The sequence below is a fragment of the Mesorhizobium sp. M0518 genome (assembly GCF_040321125.1).
In the GTDB taxonomy this organism is placed as follows: domain Bacteria; phylum Pseudomonadota; class Alphaproteobacteria; order Rhizobiales; family Rhizobiaceae; genus Mesorhizobium.
The window spans coordinates 247,127-268,670 of record NZ_JAMYQY010000003.1 but is presented as its reverse complement, the minus strand read 5'-3'; the positions used below and the strand labels follow the sequence as shown (position 1 = coordinate 268,670).

The window sequence follows — 21,544 nt, the reverse complement described above, 5'->3', positions numbered from 1 at the left end:
TTGTCTTGCTTTCGATTTCCCTGGGAGCGGCCGAATGGCGAAAGCGGATTTCAGTCCGATTGCGGACACGACGCGACGCGCCGAGATCGTCGCGCTGTTGCGGCGCGCGATCCTGACCGGGCAGCTCGCACCCGGCCAGAAGCTCAACGAGCTGCGGATTTCCGAACAGATGCGGGTCAGCCGCGCGCCGTTGCGCGAGGCAATGCGCGAGCTGGTGCAGGAAGGCATCCTGACCAGCATCCCCTATGCCGGCACGTTCGTCATCGAGGTCACGGCCAAGGACATCGATGATGCCTATTCGTTCAACAAAGTGATGGACGAGCTGGCCATCGAGCGGGCGTGGCCGCTGCGCGACCAGCGCTTCTTCGATGAGCTCGACCGGCGCCACGAAGCCGTGAAGCAGGCGACCCGTGCGTTGGACACGACACGCCAAATCGAAACCGCGCTGCAACTGCATGGCCTGATCTACGAATGGGCCGACAATTCGGTGCTGCTGGAAACCTGGCAGCGGCTGACCAGCCGGTTGCAGATGTATTTTGCGCTCCACCAGCATGCCCGCAATGAGCCGGTGCCGGCCGAAGACGTTCACGAAACCTATGTGCGGTTGCTGAAGGGCAAGGACATGCGTGCAGCCCAGCGCCATGCCAGGGAGCACATCGATCTCGATTTCGAGGAGTTGCTTGCCTACGCGCGCGGCCTCGAACAACGCCCGTCGAGGGGCGCCTGACCCGTTCCCAACTCACAGACAGCGGACAAGACACGTGCAGATCGAAACCATCAAGGCCTACCACGTCGTGCAGCCCTTCGTGGACGGGCCATACCGCATGTCGAAGGGGCGCGAAGCCGACGCATTCGACGCGGTGATCGTGTCGATCACCTCAGACAGCGGCCTCACCGGCTGGGGCGAGATGGCGCCGCTCGGCAATTTCTATTCGGCAGCCTTCCCGGCCGGCACCCGCGCCGGCGTGCCCGAAATCGCGCCGCACCTTATCGGCCACGATCCGCGCGGGCTGGCAAGCATCGGGCGGCTGATGGATACGGTGTTCAAGGGCCATCCCTACATCAAGTCAGCGCTCGACATGGCCTGCTGGGATCTGGCGGCACGAGCCGCCGACGTGCCGCTGGTAACGCTGCTGGGCGGCAAGGAGAGCGAGACGGCCGAACTCTACAAGGTCGTCACCCATGGCAGCGTCGACGCCATGGCCGCGCTGGCCAAGCGGATCGTCAAAGACGGCTTCCACCGGCTGCAGGTCAAGGTCGGCGGCAATGTGCATGACGACATCGAGCGTGTCACCGCGGTCGCCGCCTCGGTGCCGAAAGGCACGGTCATCTTCTGCGACGCCAATGCCGGCTGGACGCCCTATCAGGCGCGCCAGTTCGCCGACGCCACGCGCGCCATCGACTACACGTTCGAGCAGCCCTGCACGACGATCGACGAGAACATGTCGGTTCGCCGCATGCTCGACAAACCGATGGTGCTCGACGAATCCGTCACCTCGCTCGAGGCGATGCTGGAAATCCACCGCCAGGGCGCGGCCGACGGGCTAACGCTGAAGATCTCGCGGCTGGGCGGCGTGACCAAGACCCGTCAGATCCGCGATGTTGCCGTCGATTTGGGTTTCATGATCACGGTCGAGGACACTGGTGGCGCCGAGATCGACACCGCTGCGATGGCACACCTGTCGCTGTCGACGCCCGAGGAGCGCCGGCTGCACGCCATCGCCTTCCATGAATGGGTGACGGTGCGCACGGCGTCGAACATGCCGCCGGTCACCGGTAGCCGCATGGGCATTCCGGACGGACCGGGCCTCGGTATCGACGTCGTTCCCGATCTGCTGGGCAAGCCTTTCTTCGAAGTCGGCCGCTGAGATGAAAATCCGCAGCATCAAAGCCACGCCGATCAATTTGCGCCTCGAGGCGCCCTATGCCTGGGTGTTCGGCGAACTCGACGGATTTTCGCCGACCATCGTCGAAGTCGAGACGGAGGATGGCTTGATTGGCCTCGGCGAAGCGCCGACGCCGGCGGCGGCCGCGATCATCAACGATGTCCTGGCGCCATGGCTGGTCGGGCGCGATGCCTTCGACATCGCCGGCGCCGAGCATGTCTGCCTGCCCTTCTGGACCGGCGTGCAGTCGATCAACGACCGCACCCGCATCATGGCTTTCGGCGCCATCGAGATGGCTTTGTGGGACCTGCGCGGGAAGGCGTGGAACCAGCCGCTCTACCAGTTGCTCGGCGGCGCCGTGCGCAAGGACATCCCGTTCACCGACTATTTTTCGCTGCGCGGTGACGGGCCAAAGGTGAAGGGCGAGACGACGCCGGAGGAAGTCGCCGACTATTGCGTCGAATTGCACGAGACGCATGGAACGACCTTCTTCGAAGGCAAGTTCTCGACCGAAGATCCGAAAATCTCGCTCAGGATGGTCGAGCTGATCCGCAAGAAACTCGGCGACGATGCGATGATCCGCATCGATTCCAACCAGGCCTATTCGCTCAGCACCGCGCGTCGCCTAGCGCGGTCGCTGGAAGACCTCGGCGTGCGCAACTGGGAGGATCCGGTGGCGACGATCGAGGAGATGCGCGAATTGCGGCGCCATTGCTCGATCCCGTTTTCGACCCACAACATCGACATTGCGCGCGCCATGGAAACCAAGGTGCCGGACGCCTTCGTCGGCAACCCGACGACGCATGGCGGCATAGGCCGGCTGTTGCGCTTCGTCGGCGCCTGCGAGCATGCCGGCATCGATTTCTGGTGCTACAGCGGTGACAGCGGCATCGGCAGTGCCGCCTATCTGCACCTGTGCGCGGCACTAGGCTGGATCAGGGAGCCTAACCAGTCGCTGTTTCGCATGCTGCCGATGGATGTCACCGAGGAAGGGCCGTTTTCGCCGAGAAACAATTTCGTGCGCGTTCCGGAAGGTCCCGGTCTCGGCGTCACCTTATCGCGCGAAAACCTCGCTGCCTGTCACAGAGACTTTACCGAGAAAGGACCGTGCAACAAGTATCATGACCCGGCAAAGCCCGGAACCTATCGCCGTTTGCCGCTGAACTAGATGACGGCAAGACCGACGGCCAGGCACGAGAAGCCAACCACCGCGACTTCGGCCGGGAAGGTTGGACAAAGACGATGGAAGCAGTGCAGCCAGCAATCCGGCGCGTCCGTGCCACGACTAGATACCGGGCAAAACCGCATGCTAAGATTCCGATCGACAGGCCTCTCTGGCGATCCGAAATGGAGCAATCCACGAAATTTCGTCAACCATAAGAAATAGGGGAAAGGGTAAAAACCCATGAGCAAGAACTACACCATTCTCGACCTGATCCGGCGCAATCGCACGCCGCTTGAAAATCACCTGATCGACGGCCTTGTCGACGGTCGTGTCAGCCGCCGCGACTTCGTCCGTCACGGCAGCCTGCTCGGCCTGTCGCTGCCGCTGCTGGGCCGTATCGGCATGGCAGCCGGCCTCAGCGGCATGCCGTCGCTGGCGCGCGCCCAAGGCGCGCCCGGCGCCACCATCCGCGTCGCCAGCAGCGTGCCGGCAGCGACAATCGACCCGGTCACCATCGCTGACGCAGGCGGCCTGCTGGTCATGCAGCAGGTTGCCGAATTCCTTTGCGTCGACGGCCCTGACCTCGTTCTTCAGCCGGCCTTGGCCGAAAGCTGGAAGCCGAACGACAATGGCACCGTTTGGACCTTCAAGCTGCGCAAAGGCGTAAAATTCCACAGCGGCGGCGAGATGAAAGCCGACGATGTCGTGGCCAGCATCGACCGCCTTGCCGATCCGGCCAATTCGTCCAATGCGCTGTCGGTGTTCACCGGCATCCTGCAGAAGGGCGCCTCGAAGAAGGTCGACGACTACACGGTGGAATTCCACCTCGATGCGCCGAACGGCAACTTCCCCTACATGCTGTCGTCCGACAACTATAACGCCGTCATCATCCCGGCGAGCTACAAGGGCGACTATGAAAAGAGCTTCGACGGCACCGGGCCGTTCAGAATAGAGAAATACACGGCAAAGGTCGGTGCGTCCTTCGTCCGCAACGAGGACTATTGGGGGCCGAAGGCGCTGCCGGAACGCACCGAGTTCACCTTCTTCACCGACATGCAGCCGCAGATCCTGGCGCTGCAGGGCGGCCAGGTCGACATCATCAACCAGATGCCGGTGCTGGCCGGCGTCGCTCTGCTCAACGATCCGAACGTCGACATCATCAGCTTGAAGTCGTCAGCCCATCAGCAACTGCACATGCGCTGCGACGAGGGCCCGTTGAAGGATGCGCGCGTGCGCCGTGCCATTGCGCTCTGCCTCGATCGCGACAAGCTGGCCGCCGGCCTCATGAAGGGACGCTCCGCTCTGGGCAATGACAGCCCATTCGCCGCCGTCTATCCTTCGACCGATACGAGCGTGCCGCAACGCAAGCAGGATATCGCCCAGGCCAAGCAGCTCATGGAAGCAGCCGGCTTTGGCCAGGGCTTCAAGATAACCCTGACCACCGAACGCTACCTAGAAATCCCTGAATACGCCCAGCTCATCCAGAACTGGGTCAAGGAGATCGGTGTTCAACTCGACCTCAATATCCTCGACCAGAGCGGCTATTACGGAGACGCGGTGTTCGGCAAGTCGAACTGGCTGGATTCGGTGATGGGCATCACCGACTATGGTCACCGCGGCGTGCCGAATGTCTATCTCGCGGCACCGCTGAAGAGTGAAGGCACCTGGAACGCGGCACACTTCAAGAACAAGGACTATGACGCGCTGGCGACCAGCTACATCGCGGCCCTCGATCTCGAGGCGCAGAAGGCCGACGCCGGCAAGATCCAGAAGCTGCTGCTCGAGGAAACGCCTGTCATCTTCGGCTATTTCTACGACTATCTGACGGCGACGGCGAAGGGCGTGGCCGGCGTACAGCCGACCGCCATGTCGCAGCTGTTCCTCGATAAGGCATCGAAGGCCTGAGCGGAAAGGAAAAGCCAATCCTCTAACAGCCAGCTCCCGCATGGGGGCTGGCTCCACAAGGAGTCCTAGCCATTCTCTCCTTCCTTGTCCGGCGTGTCTCGCTGTCGCTCGTCACGCTGTTCCTGCTCAGCATCATGGTGTTCCTGGGCGGCCAGGTGCTGCCCGGTAATGTCGGGCGCGCAATATTGGGTCCGTTCGCAGACCAGCGCGCGGTCGACACGCTCAATCACACGCTCGGTGTCGATCGTCCGCTGCTGACGCAGTATTGGAGCTGGATCTCCAATTTCGTCCAGGGCGACATGGGCACGTCCTACATCTTCCGCTCGCCGGTCGCGCCTTTCGTCATCGATGCGCTCGGCAATTCGATGAAGCTGGCGGCGGTCGCCTTCGTTCTGGTGGTGCCGATCGGCATCCTCGGCGGCGTCGTTGCCGCGCTCAACCTCAACCGGCCGCTCGATCGCATCATCAGCCTTGGCGGCCTGTCGGTGACGGTGCTGCCGGAATTCGTCACCGGCATCATCCTGATCCTGATCTTCGGCGTGTGGCTGCGCTGGCTGCCGATCTCGGCCGCATGGCCGCGCGATGCCGGCTTCTTCACGCAGCTCTATTACCTGATCCTGCCCTCGCTGCCGCTGTTCCTGGTGCTGTTCGGCTACATCGCCCGCATGGCACGCTCCGGCATGATCGAGGCGCTCGATTCCGACTACACGCGAACGGCCGTGCTGAAGGGCCTGCCCTGGCGCACGGTGATCTGGCGGCATGTGCTGCGCAACGCGCTGTTGCCGACCATCACCGTCATCGCGACACAGACCGGCTATCTCATCGGCGGCTTGGTCGTCATCGAAACGCTGTTTCGCTACCAGGGCATCGGCTCGCTGATCTTCACCGCCGCGCGCGGCAAGGATTTCCCGATGCTGGAATCCGGCATTCTCACCATCGGCATCGTCTATGCTGTGGCCACCCTTGTCGCCGACTTCCTCTATTCCGTGCTCAATCCGCGCATCCGGCTGGGGTCAGATCAATGAGCGCCGTCCAGACCACCTCCCCCAACCCCGGCGACATGCGCCGGCACGGCCCCCTGGCGGAGGTCTTTTACTCCCTGCTGCGCTCGCGAACCTTCCTTGTCGGTTTCGCCATCGTGCTGTTCTGGGTTGCCTGCGCGCTGTTCGGTGAACATTTCGCGCCCTACGACCCGCTTGCCGACGACATCATCAACGCGCTGGCGCCGCCCTCTTCCGAACACTGGTTCGGCACCGATCAGATCGGCCGCGACGTCTTCTCGCGCGTCATCGTCGGTTCGCGCGACATCCTGACCGTCGCACCGCTGGCAACCTTGCTGGCGACAGTGGCCGGCACGGCGCTCGGCCTCCTTACCGGCTATTTTCGCGGTCTCGTCGACGATGTCGTCAGCCGCATCCTGGAAGCCTTCATGGCGATCCCGGTGGTCATCGTCGCGCTGCTGGCCATCGTTGCGCTCGGCACCTCGAAGACGACCGTCATCGTCGTCATCGGCCTGAGCTTCGCGCCGATCATCGCGCGCACCGTGCGCTCGGCGGTGCTGGCCGAGCGCGAGCTCGACTATGTCGCCGCCGCACAGCTTCGGCATGAAAGTGCGCTGCATACGATGTTCGTCGAGATCCTGCCCAACGTCATCCCGCCGATCCTGGTCGAAACCACCGTGCGGCTCGGCTATGCCATTTTCGCCGTCGCCACGCTCTCCTTCATGGGCTTTGGCATCCAGCCGCCCTCGCCCGACTGGGGGCTGTCGATCTCCAACAATTACGGCATGATCGGCGGCGGCTTCTGGTGGACGGTGCTGTTCGATGCGCTTGCCATCGCTTCGCTGGTGATCGGCGTCAATCTGGCGGCCGACGGCGTTCACGGAGCGCTCAATGACTAACTCCGCCAAGGCCGAAAACGCACTCGAACTCACCGATCTTTCGGTTGCCTACCGCGTCGCCGGCCGCAATCGCGCCGTTCTGCGCAACCTCAGCCTCACCATCGGCCAGGGCGAAGCCTATGGGTTGGTCGGCGAATCCGGTTGCGGCAAGTCGACAGTGGCGCTCACTGTCGTGCGTTATCTTCCTAGAAACGGTTCCATCACCGGCGGCGCCATCTCCCTCGATGGCCAGAATGTGATGAAGCTGGACGCCGAGGCGCTCAGGCGGGCGCGCGCGGAAAGCGTCTCTATGGTCTATCAGGACCCGGGCAAGGCGCTGAATCCGTCGATCCGCGTCGGCCGTCAGCTGACCGAGATTTTTGAACTCGGCGGCATTTCGGGACAAGCGGCCACCGACCGGGCGATTGCGATGCTGAACCGCGTGCGCATCTCCGACCCCGTCAGCGTCATGCAGCGCTACCCGCACCAGCTTTCCGGCGGCATGCAGCAACGCGTGGCGATTGCCATGGCGCTGGCCAACGATCCGTCGATGCTGATCCTCGACGAGCCGACCACCGGCCTCGATGCGACGGTGGAGGCCGAAGTGCTCGACCTGATCGCACAGCTCAGGCAGGAACTGTCGGCCTCTATCCTGTTCATCAGCCACAACCTCGCGGTCGTTTCCAACATGTGCGACCGGGTCGGCGTGCTCTATGCCGGCATGCTGGTCGAGGAAGGGCCGACGGAGGTCGTGTTCAACGATCCGCGCCATCCCTATACAGTCGCGCTGCTGCGCTGCCTGCCGCGCGGTGGCCAGCGCAAGGATCAGGGCCGCCTCGACACCATTCCGGGGTTTCTGCCTGGCATCGGGGCCGACATCAAGGGCTGCGCCTTCGCCGACCGCTGCGCGCTCGCCGACGACCGTTGCCGCACCGAATTGCCGCCGCTTTACGATGTGGGCGGCCGGCTGTCGCGCTGCTTCCATCACGACAAGGCGCAGGCGCTGCCGCGCGCGACACCGAGCGATGTGGCGCCCGCACCAAAGGCGGCAGCCGCACCGGTGCTGCGCGTCGCCGGGCTGAACAAGACCTATGCCAGCCATGGCCATGCACTGCGCGCCGTCAAGGACGTGTCGCTCGATTTGCGACCCGGCGAAACGCTCGGGCTGGTCGGCGAGTCCGGCAGCGGCAAGACGACCTTCGCCAGGCTGCTGCTCGGCCTGGTGCCGCCCGACGACGGCGGCACCATCGAGCTGGAAGGCAAGGCGCTGGCGCCACGGCTGGAGAACCGCAGCGACGACCAGATCAAGGCGATGCAGATCGTCTTCCAGAATCCGGATTCCGCACTCAACCGCTCGCATTCGATCCGCCACCTGATCGGCCGCGCGCTGAAGCGGCTGGCGGGCCTCTCCGGCAAGGCGCTGGAGGCTCGTCTCAACGACCTCGTCCGCTCGGTGCGGCTCACAGACCGGCATCTTGCCGTCAAGCCACGCCAGCTTTCGGGCGGCCTGAAGCAGCGCGTTGCCATCGCGCGCGCCTTCGCTGGCGATCCGCGCATCGTCGTCTGCGACGAGCCGACCTCGGCGCTCGACGTGTCGGTACAGGCAGCGATCCTCAATCTGCTCGCCGACCTGCAATCCAAGGAAGACGTCAGCTACATCTTCATCTCGCACGACCTTGCCGTGGTGCGTTACCTCTCCGACAAGATCGCCGTACTTTATCTCGGCCGCATCATGGAACTAGGACCGTCGGAAGACGTCTTTTCCGGCCCGCATCATCCCTATACCGAAGCGCTGCTGTCGGCCGTGCCCAAACTCGACCAGACCGAGACGGCGCGTATTCGTCTCGATGGCGAAATCCCCAGCGCCACCAACCCGCCGTCGGGCTGCGTGTTCCACACGCGTTGCCCGCGCAAGATCGGCCCGATCTGCGAACAGCAGGAGCCGCCACTCAGCGAAGCCCAGCCCGGCCATTCGATCCGCTGCCACATTCCTTACGCCGAACTGGCTAGGCTGCAGAGGGCGGTCGCAACCGAGCCGGCATAGCGCTGTCGCTCGCGTGGCTTGGCCGGTCAGATCTGCCCGGCCATGCCGAGGGAACGGTCACCTTCCGAAAAGCCCTGAACTTCAGCCCAGTCCCTGGCCAGCGTGCGCAGCCCGGTGAGCGCGACATCCAGGACATCCGAAGACACGGGATTCGAGGGATAGGCGAGGTAGATTGGCCGCTGGAATACCGGTGTGTTGTCGATGCGCCGCATCTCACCGCGCTCGATATGGCCGCTGACGGCGCTGAGCGGCAGATAGGCGGCGGCTTGCTGCGACAGGACATGCTGGAGGCCGATGAAGACCAGCCCGGCCGATATGGCCGGCTTGACCATGCCGGCAAAGGCGCGGTCGTGCTCGATGCGGAATTCCAGTCCCCAGTCCATCAGGATATAGTTTTCGGTCCATGGCTTGGTCTGTGCGGCGTGCTGGACGAGCACGACCTGATCGACGGCCAGCGTCTCGTAGACAATGCCGGGATGCGGTCGCGGAAGATAGAGGATGCAGATGTCGAGCAGGCCTTCTGCCAGCTGGTCGATCGCCAGATCCGGGAAACTGCCTTCAAGCCGCAGCGCCACGTTCGGCCGCCTGGCGCGCATCCACTCGACCCAGGGCGAGGTGATGCGGTCCCAGAGATAGGCCGGCGCGGTCAGCCGCAGCAAGGTTTCGTAGCCATCGGGAACGGCGATATCCTGCCGTGATTGCTCCCAGGTGCGGGTGATGGACGATGCGTGCGGCAGGAATTGCCGGCCGGCCGGCGTCAGCGTGACGCCATCGCGGTCGCGCACGAACAGCCGGCGTCCCAACTGATCCTCCAGTCCCCTGATCCGCGCACTGACCGTGGACTGGGCGAGGTTGAGCCGGCTGGCCGCGACGGTAAAGCTGCCATGGGTGGCGACTTCGAGAAAGCTGCGCAGATTCTCAGTGTCCATACCCACCTCTTGCATCGAAAATTTCGATGACCCCTATCAAAAAATATCGCTTTCCGGCGGCAGTCAACAATGAACTAGATGACTGAATCCCAAGACAAGCGAGGAATCCAGCCATGCCCAAGCATTTCCGGATGATCGACAACGCTCGCAGAACGCTCACTGCAATCGAAAATTCCGCTGTCGACGAATTGCTGGCCGGCAGGATGGGCCGGCGCGACTTCCTGCGCCATGGCAGCGTGCTTGGCCTCTCCCTGCCGTTCCTGGGCAGCCTTGTCGCAGCAGTTGGCTTCGGTACACAGCAGGCACGCGCCGAGGGCAAGCCGGGCGGCACGGTGCGCGCCGGCGTGGCGACGCCGGGCGGCGCCATCGATCCCGTCACCTACTATGACAGCGGCAGCTATCAGCTGGTTTTCCAGACCGCCGAGTTTCTCTGCATCACGCAGCCGGACCTCACCTTGAAGCCGGTGCTGGCGGAAAGCTGGGCGCCGAACGAGGACGGCAGCATCTGGACCTTCAAGCTGCGCAAGGGCGTGAAATTCCACAATGGCGAGGACTTCAAGGCCGACGACGTCGTCGCAACCTTCGATCGGCTGGCCGACCCCAACGGTGCCTCCAACGCGCTGTCGGTGTTCAAGGGGCTGCTGTCGAAGGGCGGCACCCGGAAGGTCGACGACCACACCGTCGCCTTCCATCTCGATGCGCCGAATGGCAGCTTTCCCTATTCGGTGTCGATCGACAACTATAACGCCGTCATCCTGCCGGCGAGCTACAAGGGCGACTACGAAAAGACGTTTGAAGGCACCGGGCCGTTCCGGCTGGAGACCTACACGCCGAAGGTCGGCGCGACCTTCATCCGCAACCCAGACTATTGGGGTGAGAAAGCGCTGCCCGACCGGCTCGAGTTCAAGTTCTACGGTGACGTGCAACCGCGCATCCTGGCGCTGCAGGCGGGCGAGGTCGACATTCTCGATGCTGTTCCGCTCGATGTCAGCCAGGTCGTGCTGAACAGTCCTGATATCACCGTGTTGCGTGTCGCTTCGACCGCGCACCGCCAGCTTCACATGCGCTGCGACACCGGCCCGTTCACCGACAAGCGCGTACGCCAGGCGCTGGCGCTGTGCATCGACCGCTCCAAGCTGGTCGACGGCTTGTGCCGCGGCATGGCGGCGACCGGGAATGACAGCCCGTTCGCGCCGGCCTTCCCTGCGACCGACAAGTCGGTGCCGCAACGCGTCCAGGAGATCGCCAAGGCCAAGCAGTTGCTCGAGGCGGCGGGTCTCGCCGAAGGCTTCGACATCACGCTGACCACGCTGCGCTATTCCGACATTCCGGGCTATGCGCAATTGTTCCAGAATTTCGCCAAGGAAATCGGTGCCCGCATCTCGCTCAACATCGAGGACCAGGACAAATATTACGGCAAGGCGGTGTTCGGCCAGTCGGACTGGCTGGACAGCCCGCTCGGCATTACCGACTACGCGCATCGCAGCGTGCCGAACGTGTTTCTCAAGAGCCCGCTGGTCAGCGACGGCCCGTGGAACGCGGCGCATTTCAAGAGCCCGGCCTATGACGGCATGGTCACCAGCTATCTCAAGGCGCTCGATGTCGGCGCGCAGCGCGCCGCCGCCTCCGACATCCAGAAACTGCTGCTCGACGAGACGCCTGTCATCTTCAGCTATTTCCCCGATCTGCTGGTGCCGGTGCGCAAGAATGTCAGCGGCCTGCCGCCGATCGCGGCCGGCCTGCTGCTCGACCGCGTGTCGTTGAGCTGATCGTGCCCCAACGCCCGATGACAAAAGAAACAAAACGGGAGACTACCATTCGCAAGCCTCATTTGCGCGGCCGTGGGCCGCATTTTCCCTTGCTGGACACCCTCGTGCAGTATGAATTCGAGCCGGGCTACATAGCCTTCACCATGCCGACGCAGAAGCGACTGCGTGTGCAGGTGGGGTCGATGACCGTGGCCGATACGACCAATGCCTTGGTGTTCTACGAATCCGATCACCTGCCGGTCTACTATTTCCCGATCGGCGACGTTCGCGAGGAATTCCTGCTGCCGAGCAAGACCACGACAGAGGATCCGTTCAAGGGCACAGCCACCCACTATTCGCTCAACACCGGCATCACGCTGGTCGAGGATGCGGCCTGGCGCTATCTCGATCCGGTCAAGGGCTGTCCGCCGATATCGGACTACATGTCGTTCACCTGGAGCAAGATGGGCCACTGGTTCGAGGAGGACGAGGAGATCTTCGTCCACGCCCGCGATCCGTTCCGCCGGATCGACTGCCTGCCGTCGTCGCGGCGCGTGCAGGTCATCCTCGACGGCGAACAGGTCGCCGATTCACGCCGCGGCGTGTTCCTGTTCGAGACCGGCCATCCGGTGCGCCACTATCTGCCGATCGCCGACACGCGGCTCGATATGTTCGCGCCCAGCCGCTACATCTCGCGTTGTCCTTACAAGGGCATCTCCAGCTATTATCACGTGACGATGAAGGCCAAACGTCACGAGAACCTCGTCTGGTATTATCCGGAACCGGTGCACGAGGCAGAGCGCATCAAGGGGCTGGTCTGCTTCCACCACGAACTGGTCGACAAGATCCTGGTCGACGGCGTCGAAATCCCGAAGGAAGCCACGGCCGCGTCGAGCGGTTATTTCTGAGCATCGACGCCGCCTGCGCGCGGGCGCTTGATCGAAACACGGCTCAGCCATACCCTCTCCGAGGCAGGGAGGGCACTCGATGGATCTTTTCAAGCTGGATGGCGATGTCGCGCTGGTCACCGGCGCCGGTAGCGGCATCGGCCAGGCAATCGCGATCGGGCTCGCCGAGGCAGGTGCCGACGTCGCCTGTTTCGGCCATACATCGAAGGGTGGGCTGGACGAGACCGCGCACCGAATCGCGGCACTCGGCCGCAAAGCGCTGGTGCTGACCGGTACAGTGACATCGCAGAGCGATCTCGCGGCTGCGATCGATCGCGTTGAGAGCGAACTCGGTGCGCTCACCGTCGCCGTCAACAATGCCGGCATAGCCGGCTCCGAACCCGCCGAGACGATGCCGCTGGAGACATGGCAGAAGGTTCACGACGTCAATGTCGCCGGCGTGTTCCTGTCCTGTCAGGCCGAAGCGCGCAAGATGTTGGTGCGAGGCAAGGGCTCGATCATCAACATCGCCTCGATGTCGGGCACCATCGTCAACCGCGGCCTGACGCAGGCGCACTACAACTCTTCGAAGGCCGCCGTCATCCACATGTCGAAGAGCTTCGCCATGGAGTGGGCCGATCGCGGCCTGCGCGTCAATGTCGTCAGTCCGGGCTACACGCTGACGCCGATGAACAAGCGGCCGGAGGTGGCGAAAGAAGTGAAGATCTTCAAGCGCGACACGCCGATGGGGCGCATGGCGGCGCCGGAGGAAATGGTCGGGCCGACGGTGTTCCTCGCCAGCCGCGCAGCGAGCTTCGTCACCGGCCTCGACCTGATTGTCGATGGCGGCTACGTCTGCTGGTAAGAGCTCAGCTTCGCCTGCAGTCTGAATTTGTACGTCTCGCGAAGCGTTAGTCGTTGCGCGACATGAACCTTGGTATATATAATTTCATCCTATGAAACGGCCTTGGCGAGATGGGGCTTACCAGGCGGGTAGCCGAGATCATAGGACCTTGATGGCTCGCACCTTGCAGGGGCGCCGCAGGACTGGCAATCGATCCGCAGATGACCGCTCCCGCAGCGATCCGTCGGCAGCCATGACGCCGACACTCCAATCCTGTCCCATCATCACCAGAATTGAGCACCATCTTGCCTGCGCTGGCCAAAGCCGGGGCAACAATTTGGCGCCGACGGCCTTGCGCAAAGACCAGCCTTTCCAACACAATCAAGAAAAGCCGCAAGAAGGGAACGAACGATAATTTTCACAGCTTGAAGGAGAACAAGCATGTCACTTCGCAGTGTGATTTCGAACTTAACAATGGGAGCCTTCGCGCTTGCCGCCGCAAGTGCGCTTACATCACCGGCTTACGCAGCCGCGCCGGAATCGAACGACCCGATCAAGATCGCGCTGTTCGACTGGACCAGCGTCAACCTGAACGCCAAGATCCTTGGCGGCATCCTGGAAAAGCTCGGCTACACCGTCGAATATCCGACCGCCGACTACCTCTCCAGCCTGACCACAGGCCTCACCAATGGCGATCTCGATGTCGGCATGGAATTCTGGGACACGACCGCCGGCGAGGCCATGAAGGCCTCCGATGCGACCGGCCAGACCGAACGGCTGGGCAAGCTCGGCCCAAAGGCCAAGGAAGAGTGGTGGTTTCCCGAATACATGAAGGAGAAATGCCCGGGCCTGCCCAATTGGGAAGCGCTGAAGGATCCGAAATGTGCGGAAGCCTTCTCGACGGCGGAGACCGCACCGAAGGGGCGCTATCTCGGCGGCCCGGTAACATGGGAAGGCTTTGACGACGAGCGCGTCGAAGCGCTGAAACTGCCCTTCACCGTCATCCATGCCGGCACCGACGCGGCGATGTTCGCGGAGCTCGATTCGGCCTACCAGCGCAAGGCGCCGATCATGCTGTGGATCTATTCGCCGCATTGGGCGCCGGCCAAGTACAAGGGCGAGTGGGTGGAATTCCCCGAATACACGCCCGAGTGCTACAACGACCCGAAATGGGGCACCAACCCCGACGCCAAATATGACTGCGGCAAGCCGCATGGCGAGATCTGGAAATACTCCTGGGCCGGCATGAAGGACAAATGGCCGGTCGCCTACAAGGTGGCCAAGGCCTACACGGTCGACACCGACGAACTCAACAAGATGAGCGGCGAAATCGACCTCGGCGGCAAGACGCCGGAAGACGTCGCAGCCGCCTGGATCGCCGCCCATGAGGCAGACTGGAAAGCCTGGGCGCAGTGATCGTTCCGACTGGAAGATGAGACCCGGCTGCTGATCAGCCAGGCCTCGGTTCTTGGTGTTCCAGAAGGACGTTTGAATGGCGGACAAGACTGAACAGGGCGCCAAGGGGGCGGGCACGCCAAAAGATGCCCGCCCGATAAAGCTTGCCTGCCGCAATGTCTGGAAGCTGTTCGGATCGAACGCGGCCAATTTCATCCGCGAACGCGACGGCAAGGCCAGCATGGCCGACGTCACCGCCGCCGGGCTGGTCGGCGCGGTGCGCGCCGTCGACCTCGAAATCCGCCAGGGCGAGATTTTTATCATCATGGGCCTGTCAGGCTCCGGCAAGTCGACGCTGGTGCGCTGCATGTCGAGGCTGGTCGAGCCGACCCACGGCAAGGTCGAATTCGAGGGCAAGGATCTGCTGAAGATTTCGGATGCAGCGCTGATCGAGTTGCGACGCCATCGCATGGGCATGGTGTTCCAGAACTTTGCCCTGCTGCCGCATCTCAACGTGCTGGACAACATCGCCTTCCCGCTCAGCATCCAGGGGCAGGACCGGCCGACACGCGAGGCACGGGCGCGCGAGGTGATCGAGCTTGTCGGCCTGCGCGGCCGCGAGCATTTCTATCCGCGCGAATTGTCCGGCGGCCAGCAGCAGCGGGTCGGCATCGCCCGAAGCCTGGCGACAAAACCGGAAATCTGGTTCCTCGACGAGCCGTTCTCGGCGCTCGACCCGCTGATCCGCCGCGAAATGCAGGATGAGCTGATGCGGCTGCAGACCATGTTGCACAAGACCATCGTCTTCATCACCCATGATTTCGACGAGGCGATCCGATTGGCCGACCGCATCGCCATCATGAAGGATGGCGAGGTCATCCAGATCGGCACGCCGGAGGAGTTGGTGGTCAATCCGGCGACCGACTATGTCGCCGAGTTCACCCGCGACGTCGACCGCGCCAAGGTGATTTCGGCACGCAGCCTGATGCGCGCCTGCGACGGGTCGGAACATGGCGGAACGGTGGCGCCGGAGGCCAAGATCGCCAGCTTCTCGGCCGGCATCGTTGCCGCCAACAAGCCGTTCGCGGTGGTCAACGGCACCGGCAAGCCGATCGGCGAGGTAACGCCGCAAGCGGTGATCGATTTGCTGGCCGGCATCGATCGCTCAAGGGTCGGCGCATGACGGTGACAGCAAGCGCCAGCGAGACGGGGTCGCGACCGATTCAGGTCTGGCTGCTGGTCTGGGCGGCAGCGCTTGGCGCCGTGCTTGTCGTGTTCCTGTTGCAGGACCGCCTGCCCTGGGCCGTCAACTATCCGGCAAGTGCCGTCGTGCCGGTCGCCGATTGGGTCAGCGCGCTGATGCGCTGGATCAAGTCGAACCTGTCGTGGTTGACCCGCTCAATCACCGCGGTGCTCGGCGTTCCCCTCGATTTCGCGCTCAATCTACTGGCCAAGAATTTCAAGATCGGCAACGGCGCTGACGCCTATATCCTGCCGCGCCTGTCCTGGGTCGGCGTCTGCGCCGCCGCCTTTTTTGCTGGACATGCCGTTGGCGGCAGAAAGCTCAGCCTGCTGGTCGGCGGCTGCTTCCTCTACATCGCCCTGTTCGGCCAATGGACCAGTGCCATGCTGACGCTGGCGCTGATTTCCATCGCGGTGCCGTTCTGCATCGTCACCGGGCTGTTCGCCGGCATCTGGGCGTGGCGCAAGCCATGGGCGGAAAGGCTTGTCGTCTCCCCTGCCCTTGACCTGATGCAGACGATCCCGACTTTCGCCTATCTTATCCCGATGCTGCTGCTGTTCGGCAACAGCCCGGTGTCGGCGATGATCGCGACCGCCATCTTCGCCACGCCGCCGATGGTGCGGGCAACGATGCTCGGCCTGTCGCGGGTGCCGTCGGAGATCGACGATTTCAGCGAGATGGCAGGCTGCACGGCGCGGCAGAAACTGTGGCGAGTGCTGCTGCCCTCGGCACGGCCGACACTGATGGTCGGCGTCAACCAGGTGATCATGCTGGCGCTGAACATGGTGATCATCGCCTCGATGATCGGCGCCGGTGGACTCGGTTATGACGTGCTTCTGGCACTGCGCGCCCTGAAGGTCGGCGAGGCGATGGAAGCCGGCCTTGCCATCGTGGCACTGGCCATTGCGCTCGACCGGCTGAGCCAGGCCATCGCGCACAAGCAGGCCAAAGGCCATGCCCATCAGGAGATGAGCCCGAGCCTCTGGCAGCGCTCTCCCAATCTGACGCTGGCCATCGCCATCCTTGTGGTGACGACACTTCTCGGCCTGTTCGTGCCGGCCTTCGCGGCGGTGCCGAAGGCGATCACCTTCACCACCGCGCCCCTGTGGAAAGCGGCCGTAAACTGGGTGACGATCAATTTCTTCGACATGATCGAGGCGTTTCGCGTGACGCTCATCCTCAATCTGCTGAACCCGCTGCGCGCCTTTTGCGAGGGCTTTCCCTGGCTGGGCGCCGTCTTCCTGCTCGGCCTCGCAGGCTATCAGCTCTCCGGCCTGCGGCTGGCCGTGCTGGTGGCAGCGCTGACCGCTTTCTGCGCCATCACCGGCCTGTGGGAAAAGACCATGGCGACCGTCTATCTCTGCGGCATCTCTGCCTTCATTGCCTGCCTGATCGGCATCCCCATCGGGCTGATGGCTTCACGCAGCAACCGTTTCGAGAAGATCGTCACACCGGTCATCGATACGCTGCAGGTGCTGCCGTCCTTCTGCTTCATCATCCCGGTGGTGATGCTGTTCAGGGTCGGCGACGTCACCGCGATGATCGCAACGATAGCCTTCGCCGTGGTACCGGCGATCCGCTACACCAATCACGGGATCAGGCAGGTGCCGCCGGCGCTGATCGAGGCGGCAAAGGTGTCGGGCTGCACGCCGCGCCAGACCTTCTTTCGCGTGCAACTGCCGCTTGCGCTGCCGGAGATCATGCTTGGCGTCAACCAGACGATCCTGATGGCGCTGGCGATGATCATCATTTGCGCCATGGTCGGCACGCGCGATCTCGGCCAGGAAGTGTTCATCGCGCTGTCCAAGGCCGATTCCGGCCGCGGCATCGTCGCGGGCTTGGCAATCGCTTTCATCGGCATCGTCGCCGACCGACTGTTCGGCGCCTGGACGGCGAAGGCCAGGGCGAGGCTGGGATAGCAGGCGCCGCCCTACTCCGCCGCGACGCCCTTCATCTCGAGATAGCTCTCCATCGAATCGTCCAGCGCCTGCAGCCACGGCGTATGATGCAGCGGCGCCATGGTCCCGGTCATCAGCGAGCGGTAGGCGTGGTCGCGGAAGCCCATGATGTTCTCCGCCTTGTGATGTTCCCATTCCATGAAGGTCTGGTTGACCGCCTCGACGTCGAAGCCCGGATAGTCGGTCTGGTCCATCAATTCCTTGGTGTAGTCGCCCTGGAACCAGATCATCTGCTCGGCGTCTTCGAGCGTTTCCTCACGCGCCCTCCATTTCGCGCCGTGCTCGGCCATTGCCTTGGCCGACGGCAGCTTGATGCGGCCCATGATGACGTCGCGGGCGAACCAGGCCTGCGCGTCGAACATGTTGAAGGTGTAGAACTGGTCCTGCATGCCGATGAAGGACAGCTTCGGATTTTTCTCCCAGACGACACCCTCGTAGAGCCCGTCCGGCCACATGCGGTTGGCTGTCTTCAGCTTCAGGTCCTCGGTGAGGAACGGGAAAGAGTGCAGGTAGCCGGTGCATAGGATGATGGCATCGACATCCCTAGTGGTGCCGTCCTTGAAATGCGCGGTCTTGCCGACGACCTTCTGCAGCAGCGGCACTTCCTTCCAATTCTCCGGCCATTTGAAGCCCATCGGCTTCGAGCGGTAGCTGGAGGTGATCGATTTGGCGCCGTATTTGTAGCACTGCGAGCCGATGTCCTCGGCCGAATAGGAGCGGCCGATGATCAATATATCCTTGCCCTTGAACTCCATCGCGTCGCGGAAATCGTGGCTATGCAGGATGCGGCCGTTGAAGGTCGAAAAGCCCTCGAAATAGGGCACGTTGGGCACCGAGAAATGCCCGGAAGCGACGACGACATTGTCGAACTCTTCCGAATAGGTGACGTCGTTGGTGCGATCATGCGCGGTGACGGTGAATTTCTTCGTCTCGTCGGAAAACGTCACCAAGCGCACCGGGCTGTTGAAGCGCACCCATTTGCGAAGGCCTGATTTCTCGACGCGTCCCTTGATGTAGTCCCACAGCACGGCGCGCGGCGGATAGGAGCCGATCGGCCGGCCGAAATGCTCCTCGAAAGTGTAGTCGGCGAATTCCAGGCATTCCTTCGGGCCGTTCGACCAGAGGTAGCGGTACATCGAGCCGTGCACCGGGTCGCCATGCTCGTCGAGGCCGGTGCGCCAGGTGTAGTTCCACAGGCCGCCCCAGTCCGACTGCTTTTCGAAGCAGACGATCTCGGGAATGTCGGCGCCTTTGTCGGCCGCCGACTTGAAAGCCCTGAGCTGTGCCAGGCCGGACGGGCCGGCTCCGATGACGGCAACGCGACTTTTCATGGCAGGCCTCCCGATCTGAATTGCTCTTACGAAACAAATTTCACTCACAGGACAGTAATTGGCCCTTTCGTGCTGTCAACAGCCCGATGCTGAAACAAGGTTCCGCGCGGGCGGATTTCCCCCGAAAAACCGGACGCTGCCAAACATCATTATCATCCGCATGCGCGTTCACGCGACTTGCCGTCGCAGTTGCGCTCCTGTATCGGCACCTGACATGTTCACCTAGAGTGAAATAAATCCCAGGAGTGCCGGGGGCGACATGGCGAAGAAGGTTTCCGATCCCAAGGCTGGTCTCGCCGGTGCGACGGCCAAGCCGCTGCCAAAGGTTTCGGCCGACGGCAAGACCATCCGCGCGCCGCTGACGCAGAACCCGCATGCCATTCGCGACACGCGCGAAAAAGTGCTGGAGGTGGCGATCGGCCGCGAGGTGCGGGCGTTCCGCAAGAAGCTCGGTATCACCGTCGCCGATCTGGCGGTCGCCACCGACATTTCTCTGGGCATGCTGTCGAAGATCGAGAACGGCATCACCTCGCCGTCGCTGACCACCTTGCAGGCGCTGTCGCGGGCGCTCGGCGTTCCGGTCACCGCCTTTTTCCGCCGCTTTGAGGAAGAGCGCAGCGCCGTCTTCGTCAAGGCCGGCCAAGGCCTCGATGTCGAGCGCCGCGGCACCCGTGCAGGCCATCAGTACAATCTGCTCGGCCATATCGGCTCCAACACCAGCGGCGTCGTCGTCGAACCCTATCTGATCACACTGACCGAGGATTCCGATGTGTTCCCGACCTTCCAGCATGAGGGCATGGAGTTCCTCTACATGCTGGAAGGCGAGGTGGTTTACCGGCACGGCAGCAACCTTTACCCGATGAAGCCCGGCGACAGCCTGTTCTTCGATGCCGACGCACCGCACGGGCCGGAACAGTTGACGAAGCTGCCGATGCGCTATTTGTCGATCATTTGCTATCCGCAGAGCGCGGGGTGAGGTTAGCTGTCCCGCAAAACTCTCTTCCTCTCCCTCCGGAGGGGGGAGAGGTGGCGCTGCGAAGCAGCGACGGAGTGGGGGAAGGCGGTCCTCAAACGCGAAGCCGCCGACAAGTGGCACGACCGAGCGGGCCTGAAATCTCGGCAGGCAGCTGAACAATCGGAAGCATCGCCTGGGCGCGAACTCACAACCGCCGAATCTGGTCGACCCCCAGTCCGTCGAGCTTCGCTCGACACCTCTCCCCCGATCGACGGGGTAGAGGAAGGGAGCGAAACCGTCCCGCCGGGCTCCTTTCTTTCTCTCCCAGCAGGCTCTAATCCGGCCCAAAGCCCGAACTTGTCGCACTCCCATCATCCAGCTTCGACAGCCACTCGACCAACGCCGGACGATAGCGCGTCAGGCCCTTGTAGTTGGCGAGTTCGTCGGGCAGGTCGCGGATGACGCGGTGCAGGCGCCGTGCCCATTTGGGCTGCGTCACCAATTCGTCCATCTTGATCAGATAGCAGCGGATCGGGAAGACGATGCCGTTGGAGCGCGGCAGGCGCCAGAAACTCTGCAGTTCGACACGCAGATGCACCTTGTCGCCGACATTCTCCGGCGTCACCGTCGCCCGGTCCGGACCCCATTTGTGGTAGTTTTCCGGACTGGTGTCGAGGCGCGGATTGATGGTCATCGTCCAATTCAGGCGCCGCGCCGGCTTGCCCTGCTGGATGTTGGTGAGGAATTTCAGCGCCCTGACGAAAATCCCCTTCTCATGCGCCAGCGGCACCGGCGCATGCCATTCGAAGAAGTTCATGCCGATGTCGAAATCGAGCGACCAGTCGGCCTGGGTGGTGACCATGCCGGCATCCATCCACAGATTGCCGTCGCGCTGGTCGAGGATGCAGAAATCGCCCTGGCTCTGCCGGGTGATGTATTCCATCGGGCCGTAAGGCAACGTCGAGGTGTCGCCGAAAGTGAAGGTGTCGTCGATACCGAGCGGCCGGTTGATCCAGCGCCAGCGATCGCCGTCGCGGGTCAGCGTGAAATGCTCGGGATAGCCCAGCGCCTGCTGCTCCATCAGCAATTCGAGCAGGTCCCAGCCGGCCAGCGTCATGTGCGGCAGCGACTGGCAGCGCAGCGGATCCTCAGCCAGGACCAGCGCGCGGTCCTGCATCTCGGCGACATAGTGCTCGTCGACGTCGATCAGGTTTTCCAGCACGCTGCCCCTGGGTCCGACGACATGCGGCTCGATGTTGACCGCATACATGTAGGCGTCTTCGTGGAACGGGAACGGAAACCGCCTTATGTGCTCGGGGCTGTTCTTGAAGGTGAAGTCGTCGCGGAACGTTTCCTTGCGAAAGGTAATGCCCAT

The 21,544-nt window shown here is 63.0% G+C and carries 17 protein-coding genes; 14 read left to right on the top strand and 3 right to left on the bottom strand.

The features are described 5' to 3' along the window. The first annotated feature begins 34 nt into the window (after positions 1–34). The 7 genes from NKI66_RS06160 to NKI66_RS06130 all read left to right on the top strand — a co-directional run bounded on the left by NKI66_RS06160 (position 35) and on the right by NKI66_RS06130 (position 8,879). A complete protein-coding gene (locus NKI66_RS06160; RefSeq protein WP_023808713.1) occupies positions 35–727 on the top strand; it encodes a GntR family transcriptional regulator in 693 nt (230 codons plus the stop codon). Positions 728–761: 34 nt separating this feature from the next. Continuing rightward, a complete protein-coding gene (locus tag NKI66_RS06155) occupies positions 762–1,868 on the top strand; it encodes a mandelate racemase/muconate lactonizing enzyme family protein (protein ID WP_352628585.1) in 1,107 nt (368 codons plus the stop codon). Position 1,869: 1 nt separating this feature from the next. After that, on the top strand, positions 1,870–3,054 hold the full coding sequence (locus tag NKI66_RS06150; protein ID WP_352440021.1) for a mandelate racemase/muconate lactonizing enzyme family protein: 1,185 nt from the start codon (positions 1,870–1,872) through the stop codon (positions 3,052–3,054). Between the two features lie 237 nt (positions 3,055–3,291). Further along, positions 3,292–4,956 (top strand): ABC transporter substrate-binding protein, encoded by a 1,665-nt coding sequence (locus NKI66_RS06145; RefSeq protein ID WP_352440022.1) that lies wholly within the window; start codon positions 3,292–3,294, stop codon positions 4,954–4,956. 71 nt (positions 4,957–5,027) lie between these two features. Continuing rightward, the gene (locus tag NKI66_RS06140) at positions 5,028–5,981 is read left to right on the top strand and encodes an ABC transporter permease (protein WP_352751278.1); all 954 of its coding nucleotides are present in this window, start codon (positions 5,028–5,030) and stop codon (positions 5,979–5,981) included. Beyond that, entirely contained in the window at positions 5,978–6,856 is an 879-nt protein-coding gene (locus tag NKI66_RS06135; RefSeq protein ID WP_023808718.1) for an ABC transporter permease, read from the top strand. The genes NKI66_RS06140 and NKI66_RS06135 overlap by 4 nt, the downstream gene beginning before the upstream one ends. After that, a complete protein-coding gene (locus NKI66_RS06130; RefSeq protein WP_352751238.1) occupies positions 6,849–8,879 on the top strand; it encodes a dipeptide ABC transporter ATP-binding protein in 2,031 nt (676 codons plus the stop codon). Before NKI66_RS06135 ends, NKI66_RS06130 begins: the two co-directional genes overlap by 8 nt. A 26-nt stretch (positions 8,880–8,905) precedes the next feature. Here NKI66_RS06130 and NKI66_RS06125 read toward each other — a convergent pair whose 3' ends face one another. Beyond that, the gene (locus tag NKI66_RS06125) at positions 8,906–9,808 is read right to left on the bottom strand and encodes a LysR family transcriptional regulator (RefSeq protein WP_023808720.1); all 903 of its coding nucleotides are present in this window, start codon (positions 9,806–9,808) and stop codon (positions 8,906–8,908) included. Between the two features lie 113 nt (positions 9,809–9,921). Here NKI66_RS06125 and NKI66_RS06120 point away from each other — a divergent pair, with 113 nt between their 5' ends. The 6 genes from NKI66_RS06120 to NKI66_RS06095 all read left to right on the top strand — a co-directional run bounded on the left by NKI66_RS06120 (position 9,922) and on the right by NKI66_RS06095 (position 17,844). Continuing rightward, entirely contained in the window at positions 9,922–11,577 is a 1,656-nt protein-coding gene (locus tag NKI66_RS06120) for an ABC transporter substrate-binding protein (RefSeq protein WP_023808721.1), read from the top strand. A gap of 89 nt (positions 11,578–11,666) precedes the next feature. After that, positions 11,667–12,464, top strand: a complete 798-nt coding sequence (locus NKI66_RS06115) for a DUF427 domain-containing protein (RefSeq protein ID WP_502900931.1) — start codon at positions 11,667–11,669, stop codon at positions 12,462–12,464. Positions 12,465–12,543: 79 nt separating this feature from the next. Then, positions 12,544–13,308 (top strand): SDR family oxidoreductase, encoded by a 765-nt coding sequence (locus NKI66_RS06110; RefSeq protein WP_352751235.1) that lies wholly within the window; start codon positions 12,544–12,546, stop codon positions 13,306–13,308. Positions 13,309–13,728: 420 nt separating this feature from the next. Then, a complete protein-coding gene (locus tag NKI66_RS06105; RefSeq protein WP_352735734.1) occupies positions 13,729–14,703 on the top strand; it encodes an ABC transporter substrate-binding protein in 975 nt (324 codons plus the stop codon). Between the two features lie 76 nt (positions 14,704–14,779). Then, complete coding sequence (locus tag NKI66_RS06100) at positions 14,780–15,865, top strand: quaternary amine ABC transporter ATP-binding protein (protein ID WP_352751233.1); 1,086 nt, start codon at positions 14,780–14,782, stop codon at positions 15,863–15,865. Continuing rightward, positions 15,862–17,844, top strand: coding sequence for an ABC transporter permease (locus tag NKI66_RS06095; protein ID WP_352751231.1), 1,983 nt, complete (start codon positions 15,862–15,864; stop codon positions 17,842–17,844). The genes NKI66_RS06100 and NKI66_RS06095 overlap by 4 nt, the downstream gene beginning before the upstream one ends. An 11-nt stretch (positions 17,845–17,855) precedes the next feature. Here NKI66_RS06095 and NKI66_RS06090 read toward each other — a convergent pair whose 3' ends face one another. Next, positions 17,856–19,214: a trimethylamine monooxygenase gene (locus tag NKI66_RS06090; protein ID WP_352751229.1), complete on the bottom strand. Its 1,359-nt coding sequence runs from the start codon at positions 19,212–19,214 to the stop codon at positions 17,856–17,858. 259 nt (positions 19,215–19,473) lie between these two features. Here NKI66_RS06090 and NKI66_RS06085 point away from each other — a divergent pair, with 259 nt between their 5' ends. Beyond that, positions 19,474–20,190: a helix-turn-helix domain-containing protein gene (locus NKI66_RS06085; RefSeq protein WP_127270283.1), complete on the top strand. Its 717-nt coding sequence runs from the start codon at positions 19,474–19,476 to the stop codon at positions 20,188–20,190. 313 nt (positions 20,191–20,503) lie between these two features. Here NKI66_RS06085 and NKI66_RS06080 read toward each other — a convergent pair whose 3' ends face one another. After that, entirely contained in the window at positions 20,504–21,544 is a 1,041-nt protein-coding gene (locus NKI66_RS06080; RefSeq protein WP_023808729.1) for a heme-dependent oxidative N-demethylase family protein, read from the bottom strand.

What these genes read in the sequence shown, in the direction of transcription:
- NKI66_RS06150 (WP_352440021.1), top strand. Translation starts at nt 1,870, where the DNA reads ATGAAAATCCGCAGCATCAAAGCCACGCCGATCAATTTGCGCCTCGAG.
- NKI66_RS06135 (WP_023808718.1), top strand. Translation starts at nt 5,978, where the DNA reads ATGAGCGCCGTCCAGACCACCTCCCCCAACCCCGGCGACATGCGCCGG.
- NKI66_RS06080 (WP_023808729.1), bottom strand. Translation starts at nt 21,544, where the DNA reads ATGGGCATTACCTTTCGCAAGGAAACGTTCCGCGACGACTTCACCTTC.
- NKI66_RS06145 (WP_352440022.1), top strand. Translation starts at nt 3,292, where the DNA reads ATGAGCAAGAACTACACCATTCTCGACCTGATCCGGCGCAATCGCACG.
- NKI66_RS06095 (WP_352751231.1), top strand. Translation starts at nt 15,862, where the DNA reads ATGACGGTGACAGCAAGCGCCAGCGAGACGGGGTCGCGACCGATTCAG.
- NKI66_RS06090 (WP_352751229.1), bottom strand. Translation starts at nt 19,214, where the DNA reads ATGAAAAGTCGCGTTGCCGTCATCGGAGCCGGCCCGTCCGGCCTGGCA.
- NKI66_RS06085 (WP_127270283.1), top strand. Translation starts at nt 19,474, where the DNA reads ATGGCGAAGAAGGTTTCCGATCCCAAGGCTGGTCTCGCCGGTGCGACG.
- NKI66_RS06120 (WP_023808721.1), top strand. Translation starts at nt 9,922, where the DNA reads ATGCCCAAGCATTTCCGGATGATCGACAACGCTCGCAGAACGCTCACT.
- NKI66_RS06100 (WP_352751233.1), top strand. Translation starts at nt 14,780, where the DNA reads ATGGCGGACAAGACTGAACAGGGCGCCAAGGGGGCGGGCACGCCAAAA.
- NKI66_RS06105 (WP_352735734.1), top strand. Translation starts at nt 13,729, where the DNA reads ATGTCACTTCGCAGTGTGATTTCGAACTTAACAATGGGAGCCTTCGCG.
- NKI66_RS06130 (WP_352751238.1), top strand. Translation starts at nt 6,849, where the DNA reads ATGACTAACTCCGCCAAGGCCGAAAACGCACTCGAACTCACCGATCTT.
- NKI66_RS06125 (WP_023808720.1), bottom strand. Translation starts at nt 9,808, where the DNA reads ATGGACACTGAGAATCTGCGCAGCTTTCTCGAAGTCGCCACCCATGGC.
- NKI66_RS06110 (WP_352751235.1), top strand. Translation starts at nt 12,544, where the DNA reads ATGGATCTTTTCAAGCTGGATGGCGATGTCGCGCTGGTCACCGGCGCC.
- NKI66_RS06160 (WP_023808713.1), top strand. Translation starts at nt 35, where the DNA reads ATGGCGAAAGCGGATTTCAGTCCGATTGCGGACACGACGCGACGCGCC.